At 66.2% G+C, this 16,024-nt stretch carries 16 protein-coding genes; 8 read left to right on the forward strand and 8 right to left on the reverse strand.

The annotated features are described in order from the left end of the window. The first annotated feature begins 50 nt into the window (after positions 1-50). The 7 genes from AC10QF_RS13685 (at position 51) to AC10QF_RS13715 (ending at position 7,836) form a co-directional block, all read left to right on the forward strand. Positions 51-1,328, forward strand: coding sequence for an efflux RND transporter periplasmic adaptor subunit (locus tag AC10QF_RS13685; protein ID WP_005419485.1), 1,278 nt, complete (start codon positions 51-53; stop codon positions 1,326-1,328). Positions 1,329-1,356: 28 nt separating this feature from the next. After that, positions 1,357-2,082, forward strand: a complete 726-nt coding sequence (locus AC10QF_RS13690; RefSeq protein WP_010481339.1) for an ABC transporter ATP-binding protein — start codon at positions 1,357-1,359, stop codon at positions 2,080-2,082. 10 nt (positions 2,083-2,092) lie between these two features. Then, a complete protein-coding gene (locus AC10QF_RS13695) occupies positions 2,093-3,391 on the forward strand; it encodes an ABC transporter permease (protein WP_005419489.1) in 1,299 nt (432 codons plus the stop codon). A 20-nt stretch (positions 3,392-3,411) separates the two neighbouring features. After that, positions 3,412-4,629, forward strand: a complete 1,218-nt coding sequence (locus AC10QF_RS13700) for an ABC transporter permease (RefSeq protein ID WP_494542378.1) — start codon at positions 3,412-3,414, stop codon at positions 4,627-4,629. 16 nt (positions 4,630-4,645) lie between these two features. Beyond that, entirely contained in the window at positions 4,646-5,017 is a 372-nt protein-coding gene (locus AC10QF_RS13705; RefSeq protein WP_065178013.1) for a PDZ domain-containing protein, read from the forward strand. Between the two features lie 123 nt (positions 5,018-5,140). After that, the gene (locus AC10QF_RS13710; RefSeq protein ID WP_065178012.1) at positions 5,141-6,487 is read left to right on the forward strand and encodes a sigma-54-dependent transcriptional regulator; all 1,347 of its coding nucleotides are present in this window, start codon (positions 5,141-5,143) and stop codon (positions 6,485-6,487) included. Then, positions 6,484-7,836 (forward strand): sensor histidine kinase, encoded by a 1,353-nt coding sequence (locus tag AC10QF_RS13715; RefSeq protein WP_053497583.1) that lies wholly within the window; start codon positions 6,484-6,486, stop codon positions 7,834-7,836. Before AC10QF_RS13710 ends, AC10QF_RS13715 begins: the two co-directional genes overlap by 4 nt. 68 nt (positions 7,837-7,904) lie before the next feature. Here the strand turns inward: AC10QF_RS13715 and AC10QF_RS13720 are convergent, their stop codons facing one another. Together AC10QF_RS13720 and glmU are read right to left on the reverse strand one after the other, a co-directional pair. After that, a complete protein-coding gene (locus AC10QF_RS13720) occupies positions 7,905-8,438 on the reverse strand; it encodes a GNAT family N-acetyltransferase (protein ID WP_053497585.1) in 534 nt (177 codons plus the stop codon). Further along, positions 8,407-9,774 carry a bifunctional UDP-N-acetylglucosamine diphosphorylase/glucosamine-1-phosphate N-acetyltransferase GlmU gene (gene glmU / locus AC10QF_RS13725; RefSeq protein ID WP_494542379.1) on the reverse strand — a complete coding sequence of 456 codons (1,368 nt, stop codon included), beginning with the start codon at positions 9,772-9,774 and terminating at the stop codon, positions 8,407-8,409. Before glmU ends, AC10QF_RS13720 begins: the two co-directional genes overlap by 32 nt. An 83-nt stretch (positions 9,775-9,857) precedes the next feature. Here glmU and AC10QF_RS13730 point away from each other — a divergent pair, with 83 nt between their 5' ends. Then, positions 9,858-10,241, forward strand: a complete 384-nt coding sequence (locus AC10QF_RS13730) for a GtrA family protein (protein WP_494542380.1) — start codon at positions 9,858-9,860, stop codon at positions 10,239-10,241. A gap of 221 nt (positions 10,242-10,462) precedes the next feature. On the opposite strand, the gene AC10QF_RS13735 is transcribed toward AC10QF_RS13730, so the two are convergent. The 6 genes from AC10QF_RS13735 to AC10QF_RS13760 all read right to left on the reverse strand — a co-directional run bounded on the left by AC10QF_RS13735 (position 10,463) and on the right by AC10QF_RS13760 (position 15,996). Beyond that, positions 10,463-10,885 carry a F0F1 ATP synthase subunit epsilon gene (locus AC10QF_RS13735; protein WP_005419509.1) on the reverse strand — a complete coding sequence of 141 codons (423 nt, stop codon included), beginning with the start codon at positions 10,883-10,885 and terminating at the stop codon, positions 10,463-10,465. A gap of 113 nt (positions 10,886-10,998) precedes the next feature. Then, on the reverse strand, positions 10,999-12,405 hold the full coding sequence (atpD, locus tag AC10QF_RS13740; RefSeq protein WP_005419510.1) for a F0F1 ATP synthase subunit beta: 1,407 nt from the start codon (positions 12,403-12,405) through the stop codon (positions 10,999-11,001). A 37-nt stretch (positions 12,406-12,442) separates the two neighbouring features. Beyond that, complete coding sequence (gene atpG / locus AC10QF_RS13745; protein WP_005411129.1) at positions 12,443-13,306, reverse strand: F0F1 ATP synthase subunit gamma; 864 nt, start codon at positions 13,304-13,306, stop codon at positions 12,443-12,445. 97 nt (positions 13,307-13,403) lie between these two features. Beyond that, the gene (atpA, locus tag AC10QF_RS13750; RefSeq protein ID WP_005419511.1) at positions 13,404-14,951 is read right to left on the reverse strand and encodes a F0F1 ATP synthase subunit alpha; all 1,548 of its coding nucleotides are present in this window, start codon (positions 14,949-14,951) and stop codon (positions 13,404-13,406) included. A gap of 44 nt (positions 14,952-14,995) precedes the next feature. After that, entirely contained in the window at positions 14,996-15,523 is a 528-nt protein-coding gene (locus tag AC10QF_RS13755; RefSeq protein WP_005411131.1) for a F0F1 ATP synthase subunit delta, read from the reverse strand. A gap of 2 nt (positions 15,524-15,525) precedes the next feature. Beyond that, on the reverse strand, positions 15,526-15,996 hold the full coding sequence (locus AC10QF_RS13760) for a F0F1 ATP synthase subunit B (RefSeq protein ID WP_005419512.1): 471 nt from the start codon (positions 15,994-15,996) through the stop codon (positions 15,526-15,528). Between the last annotated feature and the right edge of the window lie 28 nt (positions 15,997-16,024).

Below are 16,024 nucleotides of genomic sequence, written 5' to 3' on the forward strand. Positions count from 1 at the left end.
TTGGCACGCTACGTGCTTGGTGTTGGCTACCACCGTCAGGCACGCACCCGATGATCCGCGACACTTCCGCACAGGACCAGATCGTTTCCTCCGCCCCGGCCGGCACCACCCGCGCCAGCTGGCATCGCTACCGCTGGCCGGCGCTGGGCGCCATTGCGCTGCTCGCCGGCATCGGCTGGGCGGTCCATGCCTGGTCCAATGCCAGCCGCTCCTTCGACAGCAGCCGCGTGCGCATCGCCGAGGTGAAGCGGGGCGACCTGGTCCGTGACATCGCCGCCGACGGCCGCGTGATCGCCGCCAACAGCCCGATCCTGTACGCGATCTCGGCCGGTACCGTGGACCTGAAGGTCGTCGCCGGTGACGTGGTCAAGAAGGGCCAGGAGCTGGCGATCATCGACAGCCCGGAACTGCGCAGCAAGCTGGCCCAGGAACAGGCAACGCTGGCCGGCCTGGAAGCCGAGGCCAGCCGCGCCGCGCTGGACGCGACCCTGGCCCGTGCCAAGTCACGCAAGGAAACCGACCAGGCCACCATCGAACGCCAGGCCGCCGACCGCGACCTGCAGCGCTACCAGCGCGGCTACGACGGCGGTGCGGTGCCGCAGATCGACCTGGCCAAGGCGAAGGACTCGCTGAAGAAGGCCGACATCACCCTGGCCAACGCCACCACCGACGCGCGCCTGCAGAGCCAGGGCGCCGACCTGGATGCCCGCAACAAGCGCCTGCTGGCCGACCGCCAGAAGGCCGTGGTGGCCGAAGTGCAACGCCAGGTCGATGCACTGACCCTGCGCGCCCCGTTCGATGGCCAGGTCGGCCAGGTCCAGGCGGTGCAGTCCACCAACCTGGCCGCCAACGCGCCGGTGCTGGGCGTGGTCGACCTGTCCAAGTTCGAGGTCGAGATCAAGGTGCCGGAGAGCTTCGCCCGCGACCTGGCGATCGGCATGCCGGCCCAGCTGACCGGCGGCAACGGCCAGCCGTTCCCGGGCGAGATCAGCGCGGTATCACCGGAAGTCGTCAACGGCGAGGTCAACGCCCGCGTGCGCTTCGCCAGCGCGCAGCCGGAAGGCCTGCGCCAGAGCCAGCGGATGTCGGTGCGCGTGCTGCTCGATACCCGCAAGAACGTGCTGAAGGTCGAGCGCGGCCCGTTCGTCGAACAGGGCAACGGCATGGCCTACGTGATGGATGGCCGCACCGCCGTGCGCCGCCCGGTGGAACTGGGCGTCAGCAGCCTGGGCGAAGTGGAAATCAAGTCGGGTGTGCAGCCGGGCGACCGCATCGTGGTCTCCGGCAGCGACCTGTTCAAGGACGCCGAACGCGTCTCCGTCAACTGATACCTGAATCCTGGAGAGAGGACACCCCATGTACATGCTCGAAATGCGTTCGGTCGCCAAGGTCTTCCGCACCGAACAGGTGGAAACCCACGCGTTGCGCTCCCTGGAACTGCAGGTCAAGGAAGGCGAGTTCGTCGCCGTCACCGGTCCGTCCGGTTCCGGCAAGACCACCTTCCTCAACATCGCCGGCCTGCTGGAAACCTTCACCAGCGGTACCTACATGCTCGACGGGCAGGATGTGAGCACGCTGGGCGATGACGCCCGCAGCCGCCTGCGCAACCAGAAGATCGGCTTCATCTTCCAGGGCTTCAACCTGATCCCCGACCTCAACCTGTTCGACAACGTCGACGTGCCGCTGCGCTATCGGAAGATGAGCGCCAACGAACGCCGCGAACGGATCGAGAAGGCGCTGACCCAGGTCGGCCTGGGCTCGCGCATGAAGCACTACCCGAATGAGCTGTCCGGCGGTCAGCAGCAGCGTGCGGCGATCGCGCGTGCACTGGCCGGCAGCCCGCGCCTGCTGCTGGCCGACGAACCGACCGGCAACCTGGATACGCAGATGGCGCGTGGCGTGATGGAACTGCTGGAGGAGATCAATGCCGCCGGCACCACCATCGTAATGGTCACCCACGACCCGGAACTGGCCGCGCGCGCGCAGCGCAACGTGCACATCGTTGATGGCCAGGTGACCGACCTGGTGCGCGAGCCAGTGCTGGTCACGCCGCCGCGCCACATCGTCGCCGTCAACGAGTGAGGGCCCTACCATGTTCGCCTACTACGCCCGACTGGCGGTGCGCAGCTTCCGCCGCAACAAGGTCCTGACCGCGCTGATGGTGGTTGCCATCGCGCTCGGCATCGGCGCCTCGATGACCACCTTGACCGTGTTCCATGTGCTGTCCGGTGACCCGATTCCCGGCAAGAGTGACCGGCTGTTCTATGTGCAGCTCGATGCCGCGACCGGCGCCTATGTCGCGGGCGAGGAGCCGGAAACACAGTTGACCCGCTTCGACGGTGAAGCCCTGCTGCGCGAAGCCAAGGGCGAGCGCCAGGCGCTGATGAGCGGCGGCGGCGGCACCATCGAACCGGACAACAGCACCCTCAAGCCCTTCAGCATCGACACCCGCTGGACCTCGGCCGATTTCTTCCCGATGTTCGAGGTGCCCATGCAGTACGGCCGCCCGTGGACGCGCGAGGACGACGAAGGCCGCGCACGCGTGGTGGTCATCTCCAAGGCGCTCAACGACAAGCTTTACCAGGGCGCCAACAGCGTAGGCCGCGACCTGCGCATGGAAGGCCAGAGCTACCGCATCGTCGGCGTGATGAAGGAGTGGAGCCCGGAGCCGCACTTCTACGACCTGACCACCGGCAGCTACGGCAAGAACGAGGACCTGCTGCTGCCGATTTCCACGTCCTTCGACCTGAAACTGGGCAGCAACGGCAACATGAACTGCTTCGGCGAAAATCCCGACGGCAACAGCTACTCGCTCAATGCGCCGTGCGCGTGGCTGCAGTACTGGGTGGAGATGGACCCGGCCAAGGCCGCCGACTACCGCCGCTACCTGGAGAACTATTCGAGCCAGCAGCGCCAGGCCGGCCGCTTCAAGCACCCGCCGAACGTGCGCCTGCGCACCGTGATGGAATGGCTGGACTTCAACGGCGCGGTGCCCAGCGATGTGCGCCTGCAGCTGTGGCTGGCACTGGGTTTCCTGGGGGTCTGCCTGGTCAACACGGTGGGCCTGCTGCTGGCCAAGTTCCTGCGCCGCAGTGGTGAGATCGGCGTGCGCCGCGCACTCGGTGCCAGCCGTGGCCAGATCTTCCTGCAGTGCCTGGTGGAAGCCGGCGCGGTCGGCGTGGTCGGGGGCGTGCTGGGCATCGGCCTGGCCCTGCTCGGCCTGTTCGCGGTGCGCCAGCAACCGGTGGAGTACGCAAAGCTGGCCCACCTGGACGGCAACATGCTGCTGCTTGCGCTGGGCTTGACCCTGTTCGCCAGCCTTGCCGCCGGTTTCCTGCCTGCCTGGCGCGCCATGCAGGTCACTCCGGCCATCCAGCTCAAGTCGCAGTAAGCACCCGAACGAGGACTCCCATGGACATCCGCCCCATCCTCAGCACGCTGCGCCGGCACAAGACTGCCGCTGCCCTGATCGTGCTGGAAGTCGCACTGACCTGCGCCATCGTCTGCAACGCGCTGTTCCTGGTCAGCCAGCGCGTGGAGAAGATCAGCATGCCCAGCGGCATCGCCGAGAACGAACTGGTGATGCTCCGCGTCAGCGGCATCGGCAAGCAGACCGATGCCATGGCCCGCACCCGTGAGGACCTGGCGTCATTGCGTGCGCTTCCCGGCGTCAGCAACGTCACCATCATCAACCAGGTGCCTTTCCGCAACGGCTCGTCCAGCAGCAGCATCTCGCGGGAGATCGACCAGGAACGGCCGACCACCAACGCCTCGATGTACACCCTGTCCGAGAACGGGCTGGCCACGATGGGCATCAACCTGATCGCCGGCCGCGATTTCCAGCCCGGCGAGTACCAGAACTTCGAAGACGCCAGCAAGGGGGGCGCCAAGGAAAACGCCATCCCGGTCATCCTCACCCAGGCCACCGCCGCCAAGATGGAACCCAACGGCAGCGCGCTGGGCAAGACCTACTACATGGGCAAGCAGCCGCTGCATGTGGTCGGCATCGTCGACACGCTGAGCACGCCCAACGGCTGGAATGACAACTGGACGAACTCCATGCTGCTGCCCATGCGGCGCACCTTCGACGAGGGTGGCACCTATGTGCTGCGCACTTCGCCGGAACGCCGCCAGGAGGTGCTTGATGCGGGGGCTGCTGTACTGGAGCGCAATGACCCCAACCGGCTGATGCGCGACAAGCTGACCTATGAAGACCAGCGCAAGGACTTCTTCAAGAACGACCGCGCGATGGTTGGCCTGCTGATCACCGTCAGCGTCTCGCTGCTGGTGGTGACCGCACTGGGCATCATCGGCTTGGCCAGCTTCTGGGTGCAGCAGCGCAGCAAGCAGATCGGCATCCGCCGCGCACTCGGTGCCACCCGCGGCCAGATCCTGCGCTACTTCCAGACCGAGAACTTCCTGCTGGCCTCGCTGGGCATCGTGCTGGGCATGCTGGCAGCCTACGCGATCAACCTGGCACTGATGAACCTGTACGAGCTGCCGCGCATGCCCCTGTACTACCTGCCGCTGGGCGCGCTTCTGCTGTGGGTGCTGGGCCAGATCGCGGTGTTCGGGCCGGCCCGGCGCGCGGCAGCGGTCCCGCCCGCAGTCGCCACGCGGGGCGCGTGAGGTGCGTGCCTGCCGAATGCTGTTGATGGCACTGCTGCCACTGCCGGCGCTGGCCGGCGGTGGCAGCTCGCAGACGCTGGAATGGCGCCAGGATGATGCCCGCCTGGCGCTCCGCTCGACCGAGGGCCAGGTACGGGTGGACGCCGCGCGTCCGGAAGCCCGCTTCGGCGTGCGCAGCGGCGACCGCATCCTGCGCTTGGACGATACGGCCGTGCGGCGGATCGAGCATCTTGCCGATGCACTGCGGCATTCCAGTGCCCCGACTGTGTACCTGTTGCTGCGCCGCGACAAACGCGAGCTCACCGTCCCGGTGGACGCCACCTCGTGGCGGCTGGCGCTGGCCGCTCCGCCACCGCCGGCACCACCGCCTCCACCAGCGCGGCGCTGAAACCAGCCCGCCCTCGTCGCCACGGCTTTGGCTATGCTTGATGGGTGGCGCCGGGCTCTCCCGGCGTATGGATACGAGCACGGCTCCATCGGCGCCGCCCATCCCTTTCTGCAGAACTGCTTGATGCCTTCGATCCTGATCATCGACGACAACGCCAGCGTGGGCACCGCGCTGGACGTGCTGTTCTCCCTGCATGACATCGACACCCTGCAGGCGCAGACCCCGGCCGAAGGGCTGGCCTTGCTCGAGTCGCAGCCGGTCGACCTGGTGATCCAGGACATGAATTTCAGCGAGGACACCACCTCCGGCGAAGAAGGCGAAGACCTGTTCGCACAGATCCGCGCACGCCACCCGGACCTGCCGGTGATCCTGCTCACCGCCTGGACCCACCTGAGCAGTGCGGTGGACCTGGTCAAGGCCGGTGCCGCCGACTACCTGGCCAAGCCCTGGGACGACCGCAAGCTGCTGACCACGGTCAACAACCTGCTCGAGCTGTCCGAGGCGCGGCGCGAGCTGGACCGCCGCCGCAGCCGTGAGCTGCGCCAGCGCAATGCGCTGGAAGAAAAGTACGAGCTGTGTGGTGCGGTCTTCGCCGATCCGGCCAGCGAGCGCGTCATTGCCCTGGCCTGCCAGGTCGCGCGCTCCGACCTGCCGGTGCTGATCACCGGTCCCAATGGTGCCGGCAAGGAGAAGATCGCGCAGATCATCCAGGCCAACTCGCTGGTGGCCAAGGGCCCGTTCATCACGGTCAACTGCGGCGCCCTGCCCTCGGAACTGATCGAGGCCGAACTGTTCGGTGCCGAAGCCGGCGCATATACCGGCGCCAACAAGGCACGCGAGGGCAAGTTCGAAGCCGCCGACGGCGGAACGCTGTTCCTGGATGAGATCGGCAACCTGTCGCTGGGCGGCCAGATGAAGCTCCTGCGTGTGCTGGAAACAGGGCGCTTCGAGCGCCTTGGCTCCAATCGCGAGCGCCAGGTCAAAGTCCGCGTGGTCAGCGCGACCAATGCCGACCTGCCGGCGATGATCCGCGACGGCACCTTCCGCGAAGACCTGTACTACCGCCTCAATACGGTGGAACTGGTACTGCCACCATTGGCCGAGCGCCCGGGCGACATCGTGCCCCTGGCCGAGCGCTTCCTGACCGCCGGCAAGCCACTTTCCAGCGCCGCCACCGCGGCCTTGCAACGGCACCCTTGGCCCGGCAACGTGCGCGAACTGCGCAACGTGATCCAGCGGGCCGAGCTGCTGGCGACCGGCAACCGCATCGAAGTGGCCGACCTGAACCTGCCGCGTGCCGCACCTGCACCGCGACCGGCAGCCAGTGCCGGCAATGATCCTGACCGTGCGCGCATCGAGGATGTGCTGGCGCGCAACCACGGCGTCATCGCCCAGGCCGCCGCCGAACTCGGCCTGAGCCGCCAGGCACTGTACCGGCGCATGGACCGGCACGGCATCCCACGCGAATGAAACGGCGCTCGTTCACCTTCCGCCTGTTCCTGCGCCTGCTGCCGGTGCTGGCGCTGGCCGCCGCGTTGCCGTGGCTGCTGGCCTACTGGATGGACCATGGCTGGGTGGTGACCACGGTGTCGGCGCTGATCCTGCTGTCGCTGATGTGGTGGACCCTGCGCCGTGCAACCGCGCCGGTACGTTCATTGATGCGCGCCTTGGCCGGCACCACCAGCAGCTACCGCGACGGTGAGTACAACTTCGGTGTGTACTGGCCAGGCAACGACGAACTGGGTGACCTGGTGCAGGCGCACCGCGAACTGGGCGACGTGCTGCGCGAGCAGCGGCAAGGCCTGGTGCAGCGCGAACTGCTGCTGGACACCATGGTACAGAACACCCCGGTGGCGATGCTGCTGATTGCTTCCGGCGGCGATGGCATCGCCCGCGTGGTGTTCTCCAACCTGGCCGCGCGCAAGCTGCTGCATGGCGGCTGGAAGCTGGAAGGCCAGCGCCTGGAAGAGGTGCTGGAACAGGTGCCGGTGGAGCTGCGCGATGCCATCGCCCGTGGCGGCGACAGCCTGTTCGCGGTGCATGCGGAAGGCGAAGACGGCGATGAGGACGACGAACAGGTCTATCACCTCTCACGCCGATCTTTCCAGCTCAACGGCCGCCCGCACGACCTGCTGCTGGTACGCCTGCTCACCGCCGAACTGCGCCGCCAGGAAGTGCAGACGTGGAAGAAGGTGATCCGGGTGATCAGCCACGAGCTCAACAACTCGCTGGCGCCGATCGCCTCGCTGGCCCATTCCGGCGGCGTGCTGGTACAACGCGAGCGCTTCGATCGGCTGCCGGAGATCTTCACCACCATCGAAGACCGCGCGCGCCACCTGGAAGGCTTCATCCGTGGCTATGCGCGCTTCGCCAAGCTGCCGCAACCGCAACTGCAGACCGTGCACTGGGCGCCCTTCCTGTCCAGCCTGCGCCAGCAGATTCCGTTCGGCATGGAACGTGAACCGGACGAGGAACTGAGCAGCCGGATCGACATCGCGCAGTTCGGGCAGGCGCTGTTGAACCTGCTGAAGAACGCGCATGAAGCCTGTGCCGAAGCCGATCCGCCCAATGATGACGTGCAGGTGCAGCTGACGCGGTTGCCGCAATGGCTGCGCCTGGATGTGCTGGACCGTGGCAAGGGCATGAACGAGCAGGTGCTGCAGAACGCGCTGATGCCGTTCTATTCGACCAAGCGCAACGGTACCGGGTTGGGACTGGCACTGACCCGCGAGATCGTGGAGGCACACGGTGGGCGGGTGTCGCTGCAGAACCGCGGTGATGGCGGGCTGTGCGTGTCGATCCTGTTGCCGGTGGGGTGAGTTGCCGACTTGGCTCGGTCTGTCAGTAGAGCCACGCCATGCGTGGATGTGCCGACCAGGGTCGGCACCTACCAGACCTGCCGCATCGCCACCCGCAGATGCATTGGAAATCCCAGCGCGGCCTCTTCGGCCATCACCGCGCGCAGGCCCTCGCTCCACTGCGCCTCGGGCACTACCTCGAACCCTTCGCTGGCGTAGAAGGCTGCATTCCACGGCACATCGCTCAAGGTGGTCAGCACCGCTGCAGCAAAGCCGGTGGCCCTGGCCTGCGCCAAGGCATGCCGCAGCAATGCACGGCCATGGCCACGACGCGCGTGCGCTGGATCCACATCCATCTGCAGGACATGGAACTCGCCTGCCAGATCGCCGGCCAGCAGGTAGCCGGCAACACCGCCGGCGGCGCCATCCACCACCCACAGCTGCCCACGCTCAAGGCCTTCCTGCAGCGTCGGCAGGTCCAGGCCGTGGCTGGCAAACACCGGATAGGCCTCGTGACCCCTCAGCAGTTCGCCGGCACGTTGTTCGATCGCCGGCAGCACACCCAGCTCATCGGTGCGCGGAACCCGTGGCTCAGGACTTCTTGACCGGGCGCTTCCAGCCATCGATGGTTTCCTGTCGTGCACGTGCCAGCGTCAGCTTGCCGTCCGGCGCGGTGCGGGTGATGACCGACCCGGCAGCGATGGTCGCGCCCTCGCCGATGGTGATCGGTGCCACCAGCGAGCTGTTGGAGCCGATGAAGGCGTTGTCGCCGATGGTGGTGGTCGACTTGTTCACGCCATCGTAGTTGCAGGTGATGGTGCCGGCACCGATGTTCACCCTGCTGCCGATCACCGCGTCACCCAGGTAGGTGAGATGGTTGGCCTTGCTGCCGACGCCGAGGGTGACCTTCTTGGTTTCGACGAAGTTGCCGACGTGTACGCCATCGGCCAGCACGGTACCCGGCCGCAAGCGTGCGAACGGGCCGATCTGCGCGGCACCTTCGGTCACCACGCCTTCCAGGTCGCAATGCGCGCGCACTCCGGTGCCGGGCCCCAGGTTGACGTCCTTCAGCCGGTTGAACGGGCCTACGGTAACGCCGTCACCGAGCACGACGTTGCCTTCAAGAACAACGTCGACATCGATCAGTACATCGCTGCCCACGGTGACGGTGCCACGAATATCCAGTCGTGCCGGGTCACGCACGCGCGCGCCCTGAGCGCACAGTGCACGCACCGCACGGCGCTGCCAGGCGCGCTCCAGCTGCGACAGCTGCCATGGATCATTCGCCCCCTCGGCCTCCTGTGCATCGGCGACCAGGGCCATCTCGGCCGGGGTGTACTCATGCGCGGCGAACGCGAACACATCGGTAAGGTAGTACTCGCCCTGCGCATTGCTGTTGGACAGCTGCGACAACCAGCGGCGCAGCGCGGTCGACTCTGCGGCGATGATGCCGGTGTTGATCGTGCGCACGCGCAGCTGGTCGTCGGTGGCGTCCTTCTGCTCGACGATGGAGCCCACCTTGCCCTCTGCATCGCGCAGCACCCGGCCGTAACCGCTCGGGTCATCGACATCGGCCACCAGCACTGCCAGCCGGCCCGGCTGCGCCAGCAGGTCGCGCAGGGTCTGCGCGCGGATCAGCGGCACATCGCCGTACAACACCAGCACCTGCGCAGCGTCGGGAACCTGCGGCATTGCCTGCGCCACTGCGTGGCCGGTACCGAGCTGCTGGACCTGTTCGGCCCACTGCAGGTCGGGCTGGCCGGCGAAGTACTGACGCACCGCCTCGCCACCATGGCCGTAAACCACGTGGATGGCCGCCGGCTGCAGCTCGCGGGCCGTATCGATCACGTGCGCCAGCATCGGCTGGCCGGCGATCGGCTGCAGCACCTTCGGCAGCACCGACTTCATGCGCTTGCCGGCGCCGGCGGCGAGGATGATGACGTGCAGGGCTTGGGTCATGGGAGCAGCAGTCCGTAGTTCGTTGCCGGTGATTCTAGAGCGTGGGCCGTTAACATGGGCATCCCTCCTCCTTCACCACGCCGATGAGCCTGCTCCGCCAGGGAAGCACCTACCTCGTGATCGGGCTCGTGCAGCTGCTGGTCGATTGGCTGGTGTTCGTGGTCGCCACCGCGCTGGGCATGCCGGTCGCGCCGGCCAACATCGCCGGTCGCCTGGCCGGCATGCTGCTGGGCTTCTGGCTCAACGGCCGCTACACCTTTGCCGAGGCCGGCACCCGCAAGCTGGGATGGAATCGCTTTGCACGTTTCTTCGGGCTGTGGCTGCTGCTGACGGCGACGAGCACGCTGCTGGTCAGCCTGGTCGACCAGGCGCTGGGCCTGCAATTCACGTGGCTGGCCAAGCCGCTGGTGGAAGGCGGGCTGGCATGCGTGTCGTTCCTGTTGATGCGCTACGTGGTGTATCGCTGAGACGAGGCGGGAATCGGGATGCCGGATTGGGGGCGGGAACCGGAACGGTAGAGTCGACTGTCAGTCGACTGCTCTTCCGTGAGGTCGCGAAAATCCCGCGCTGCGCGCGGTAGTCGACTGACAGTCGACTCTACCCCGTCGGCTCTACCCAATCGGCCCTGCCCCGCCCCAAACAAAAACGCCGGCACAGGGCCGGCGTTCTCGTGGATGCAGCGCGAACCTCAGTGCTTGAGATTCTTGCGCAGGCGTTCCAGTGCCTGCAGCTGGACGACGGCTTCGGCCAGCTTCTGCTGGGCTTCGGCCACTTCCATCGCTTCGCCACGGTTGGCCAGGATGCGCTCGGCTTCTTCCTTGGCCTTGCGGACCGAGGCTTCGTCGATGTCCTGCGCGCGGATCGCGGTGTCGGCCAGCACGGTCACCACCTGCGGCTGCACTTCCAGGATGCCGCCGGAAATGGCGAAATCCAGCTGCTCGCCGTTCGGCGTGGTCACTACCACCTTGCCCGGCTTCAGGCGGGTGATCAGCGGCGCGTGCTTGGGCGCGATGCCCAGTTCACCCAGCTCACCGGTGGCCACGACCAGGGTCGCTTCGCCACGGAAGATTTCCTGCTCGGCGCTGACGATGTCGCAACGGATCGTGCTCATGCAAATCTCTTCGCTGTTCGCGGCGGCGCAATGCCACCGTGGGGGTCCACCGGCGCGGGCGGTTGCCCGGCGCCGGCGTCAGGTCGGGCAGGATCGCTCCCGCCCGTCCCGGATCAGGCCTTCTCGGCCATCTTCTTGGCCTTCTCGACCGCTTCTTCGATGCCGCCGACCATGTAGAACGCCTGCTCCGGCAGGTGGTCGTACTCGCCATCGACGATGGCCTTGAAGCCACGGATGGTGTCCTTCAGCGGCACGTACTTGCCCGGCGAACCGGTGAACACTTCGGCCACGTGGAACGGCTGGCTGAAGAAGCGCTCGATCTTACGGGCGCGCGACACGGCCTGCTTGTCCTCTTCGGACAGTTCGTCCATGCCCAGGATCGCGATGATGTCCTTCAGTTCCTTGTACTTCTGCAGGGTCTGCTGGACGCGCTGGGCGGTGTCGTAGTGCTCGTGGCCGATCACCAGCGGATCCATCTGGCGGCTGGTGGAGTCCAGCGGATCGACGGCCGGGTAGATACCCAGCGAGGCGATCGAACGCGACAGGGTGACGGTCGAGTCCAGGTGGGCGAAGGTGGTCGCCGGCGACGGGTCGGTCAGGTCGTCCGCGGGAACGTAGACGGCCTGGATCGAGGTGATCGAGCCGTTCTTGGTCGAGGTGATGCGCTCCTGCAGGACGCCCATTTCCTCGGCCAGGGTCGGCTGGTAACCCACCGCGGACGGCATACGGCCCAGCAGTGCCGACACTTCGGTACCGGCCAGGGTGTAGCGGTAGATGTTGTCGACGAACAACAGGACGTCCTTGCCCTTGCCGTTTTCGTCCTTCTCGTCGCGGAAGTACTCGGCCATGGTCAGGCCGGTCAGCGCGACGCGCAGGCGGTTGCCCGGCGGCTCGTTCATCTGGCCGTACACCATCGCCACCTTGTCCAGGACGTTGGAGTCCTTCATTTCGTGGTAGAAGTCGTTGCCCTCACGGGTACGCTCACCCACGCCGGCGAACACGGACAGGCCGCTGTGCGCCTTGGCGATGTTGTTGATCAGCTCCATCATGTTGACGGTCTTGCCGACGCCGGCGCCGCCGAACAGGCCGACCTTGCCGCCCTTGGCGAACGGGCACATCAGGTCGATGACCTTGATGCCGGTTTCCAGCAGCTCGGTGGCCGGGGACTGGTCTTCATACGACGGCGCAGCGCGGTGGATTTCCCAGTTGTCGCTGGCAGCGACCGGGCCGGCTTCGTCGATCGGACGGCCCAGCACGTCCATGATGCGGCCCAGGGTGCCGGCGCCGACCGGCACCGAGATGCCGCGGCCGGTGTTGACGGCAACCAGGTTGCGCTTCAGGCCGTCGGTGGAACCGAGGGCGATGGTACGCACCACGCCGTCGCCCAGCTGCTGCTGGACTTCGAGGGTGATCTCGGTGTTTTCGACCTTCAGTGCGTCGTACACCTTCGGCACCGATTCACGCGGGAATTCGACGTCGACGACCGCGCCGATGATCTGAACGATCTTGCCCTGACTCATTGCTGCATCCTCTAATGTGTGCTTTGAACGAACGCGGTCAGACTGCTGCCGCGCCGCCGACGATTTCGGAGATTTCCTGGGTGATCGCTGCCTGGCGCGCCTTGTTGTAGACGAGCTGCAGGGTGCCGATCAGCTTGTTGGCGTTGTCGCTCGCCGCCTTCATCGCGACCATGCGTGCGGCATGCTCGGAGGCGACGTTTTCCAGCAGTGCCTGGTACACCAGCGACTCGATGTAACGCGTCATCACGTGCTCGAGCACGGTCGCGGCATCGGGTTCGTACAGGTAATCCCAGTCGTGGTGAGCGACCTGCTTCTCGGCTGGCGGCAGCGGCAGCAGCTGATCGAAGCTGGCCTTCTGCACCATGGTGTTCACGAAGCGGTTGTAGACCAGGTACACGCGGTCGATCTTGCCTTCGGTGAAGGCGTCGAGCATGACCTTGATCACACCGATCAGCGATTCCAGCTTCGGCACGTCGCCGATGTGGGTCACGCTGCCGACCATGTTGACCTTCACGCGGCGGAAGAAGGTCGAAGCCTTCTGGCCGATGGTCACCAGGTCCACTTCGGCACCCTTGTCCTGCCATGCCTTGGCTTCGCCCAGCATCTTGCGGAACAGGTTGTTGTTCAGGCCGCCGGCCAGGCCGCGATCGGAGGAGATCACGATGAAACCGACCCGCTTGACCTGCTCACGCTCGACCAGGAACGGATGCTGGTAGTCGGTGCTGGCCTGGGCCAGGTGACCGATCACCTGCTTCATCGCCTGCGCGTACGGACGCGAGGTCTTCATCCGATCCTGCGCCTTGCGGATCTTGGAGGCCGAGACCATTTCCAGGGCGCGCGTCACCTTGCGGGTGTTCTGCACGCTCTTGATCTTGGTTTTGATTTCGCGTCCGCTTGCCATCTCTTGTTTCCCGTGGCGCGGGGCTGATGCCCCGCGTTGTTCAACCGTTTGTCATCTGGTCCAGCGGAGCCTGGGGCTCCGCTCTACAGGACCGCGATTACCAGCTGCCGGTGGTCTTGAACTCGGCGATGCCCTTCTTGAAGGCACCTTCGATGTCGTTGTCCCAACCGCCGGTAGCGTTGACCTTGCTGATCAGCTCGCCCTGGGTATTGGCGAAGTGGGCGTGCAGGCCTTCTTCGAACGCCAGCAGCTTGTTGACCGGCACGTCATCGAGGTAGCCCTCGTTGACGGCGTAGATCGACAGCGCCTGGTTGGCGATCGACATGGGCGCGTACTGCTTCTGCTTCATCAGCTCGGTGACGCGCTGGCCACGCTCCAGCTGCTTGCGGGTCGCTTCGTCCAGGTCCGAGGCGAACTGCGCGAACGCAGCCAGCTCACGGTACTGGGCCAGCGAGATACGGATACCGCCCGACAGCTTCTTGATGATCTTGGTCTGGGCCGAGCCACCGACGCGCGACACCGAGATACCGGCGTTCACGGCCGGGCGGATGCCGGCGTTGAACAGGTCGGTTTCCAGGAAGATCTGGCCGTCGGTGATCGAGATCACGTTGGTCGGAACGAAGGCGGACACGTCGCCGGCCTGGGTTTCGATGATCGGCAGCGCGGTCAGCGAGCCGGTCTTGCCGGTGACCTTGCCTTCGGTGAACTTCTCGACGTATTCCTCGGACACGCGGGCAGCGCGTTCCAGCAGGCGCGAGTGCAGGTAGAACACGTCACCCGGGTAGGCTTCGCGGCCCGGCGGGCGCTTCAGCAGCAGGGAGATCTGGCGGTAGGCGACGGCCTGCTTGGACAGATCGTCGTACACGATCAGCGCGTCTTCGCCGCGGTCCATGAAGTACTCACCCATGGTGCAGCCCGAGTAGGCGCTGATGTACTGCATGGCAGCCGATTCGGAAGCGGTCGCGGCCACCACGATGGTGTGGGCCAGCGCGCCGTTCTCTTCCAGCTTGCGCACGATGTTGGCGATGGTCGACGCCTTCTGGCCGATCGCAACGTACACGCACTTGATGCCGGTGCCCTTCTGGTTGATCACCGCATCGATCGCCATGGCGGTCTTGCCGGTCTGGCGGTCACCGATGATCAGCTCGCGCTGGCCACGGCCGATCGGGATCATCGAGTCGACCGACTTGTAACCGGTCTGCACCGGCTGGTCGACCGACTTGCGCCAGATCACGCCCGGAGCAACGCGCTCCACCGGAGCGGTCAGGTCGGTGCCCAGCGGGCCCTTGCCGTCGATCGGCTCGCCCAGCGCGTTCACGACGCGGCCCAGCAGTTCCGGACCGACCGGCACTTCCAGGATGCGGCCGGTGGTCTTGGCGACGTCGCCTTCGCGCAGGTGCTCGTAGTCACCCAGGACCACGGCGCCGACCGAGTCGCGCTCCAGGTTCAGGGCCAGGGCGAAGGTGTTGTTCGGCAGTTCGATCATTTCGCCCTGCATCACGTCGGCCAGACCGAAGATGCGCACGATGCCGTCGGACACGCTGGTCACGGTGCCTTCGTTGCGCGATTCCGCGGCCAGCTTGACCTTCTCGATGCGGTTCTTGATCAGTTCGCTGATTTCGGAGGGGTTGAGCGTGGTTGCCATCGTCAAGTCCTAGTGCCGGCAGCGGGGCCGGACGTTAAATGAATTCAGTTAGCGAGCGCGGTCTGCAGACGGGCCAGCTTGCCCTTCAGCGAACCATCGATGACCACGTCGCCGGCGTCGATCACGGCGCCGCCGATCAGCGAAGCATCGACCGCAGTGGTCACGTCGACCTCGCGGTTGAAGCGCTTGCGCAGCGCGACCTTGATCGCGTCCAGCTCGCCGGCCGACAGCTCGGCAGCCGAGGTGACGGTGGCCTTGACCACGTGCTCGGCTTCGGCGCGCAGGGCGTCGAACATGCCGGAGATTTCCGGCAGCAGCGGCAGACGATGCGATTCGGCCAGGATGGCCAGGAAGCGCGAGTAGGTCTCGCCGTGGGACACCGGCGCCAGCAGGGCGACGGCGTCGTCACGACCCAGCTCCGGGTTGGCGAGCAGGGCCGCCACGCGCGGGTCGGCGGCGACGTGGGCGGAGAACGCCAGGGCGTCCGACCACGGCGCGAACGCGCCTTCGTCGCGCGCGGTCGCGAACGCGGCGCGGGCGTACGGGCGGGCAAGCGTGAGGGCCTGGCTCATCCTTAGATCTCCGAGGCCAGCTCGTCGAGCAGCGCCTTGTGGGCGTTGGCGTCGATTTCGCGCTTGAGCAGCTTTTCGGCACCGGTCACGGCCAGCGCGGACACCTGCTTGCGCAGATCTTCACGGGCACGGTTGGCGGCGGCGTCGATTTCAGCCTGGGCCAGTTCCTTCTGACGGGTGGCTTCGGTGATCGCTTCGTTGCGGGCAGCATCAACGATCTGGTTGGCACGCGCATGGGCCTGATCGATGATCTCGTTGGCCTTGGTGCGGGCTTCCTTCAGCGCTTCGTTGACCTTCTCCTGCGCCTGGGCCAGATCTTTCTGGCTGCGGTCGGCAGCAGCGAGGCCTTCAGCAATCTTCTGCTGGCGCTCTTCGATCGCGTTCATCAGCGGCGGCCAGATCTTGGTCGCGATGATCCAGATCAGACCAGCGAAGGCCAGCGCCTGCGCAAGAAGGGTGAAATTGATATTCATGGTTAGCTCGATCGCTGGTTTCGGGGTG

It is taken from the genome of Stenotrophomonas maltophilia complex sp. Om-AH-Sm3 (assembly GCF_059337855.1).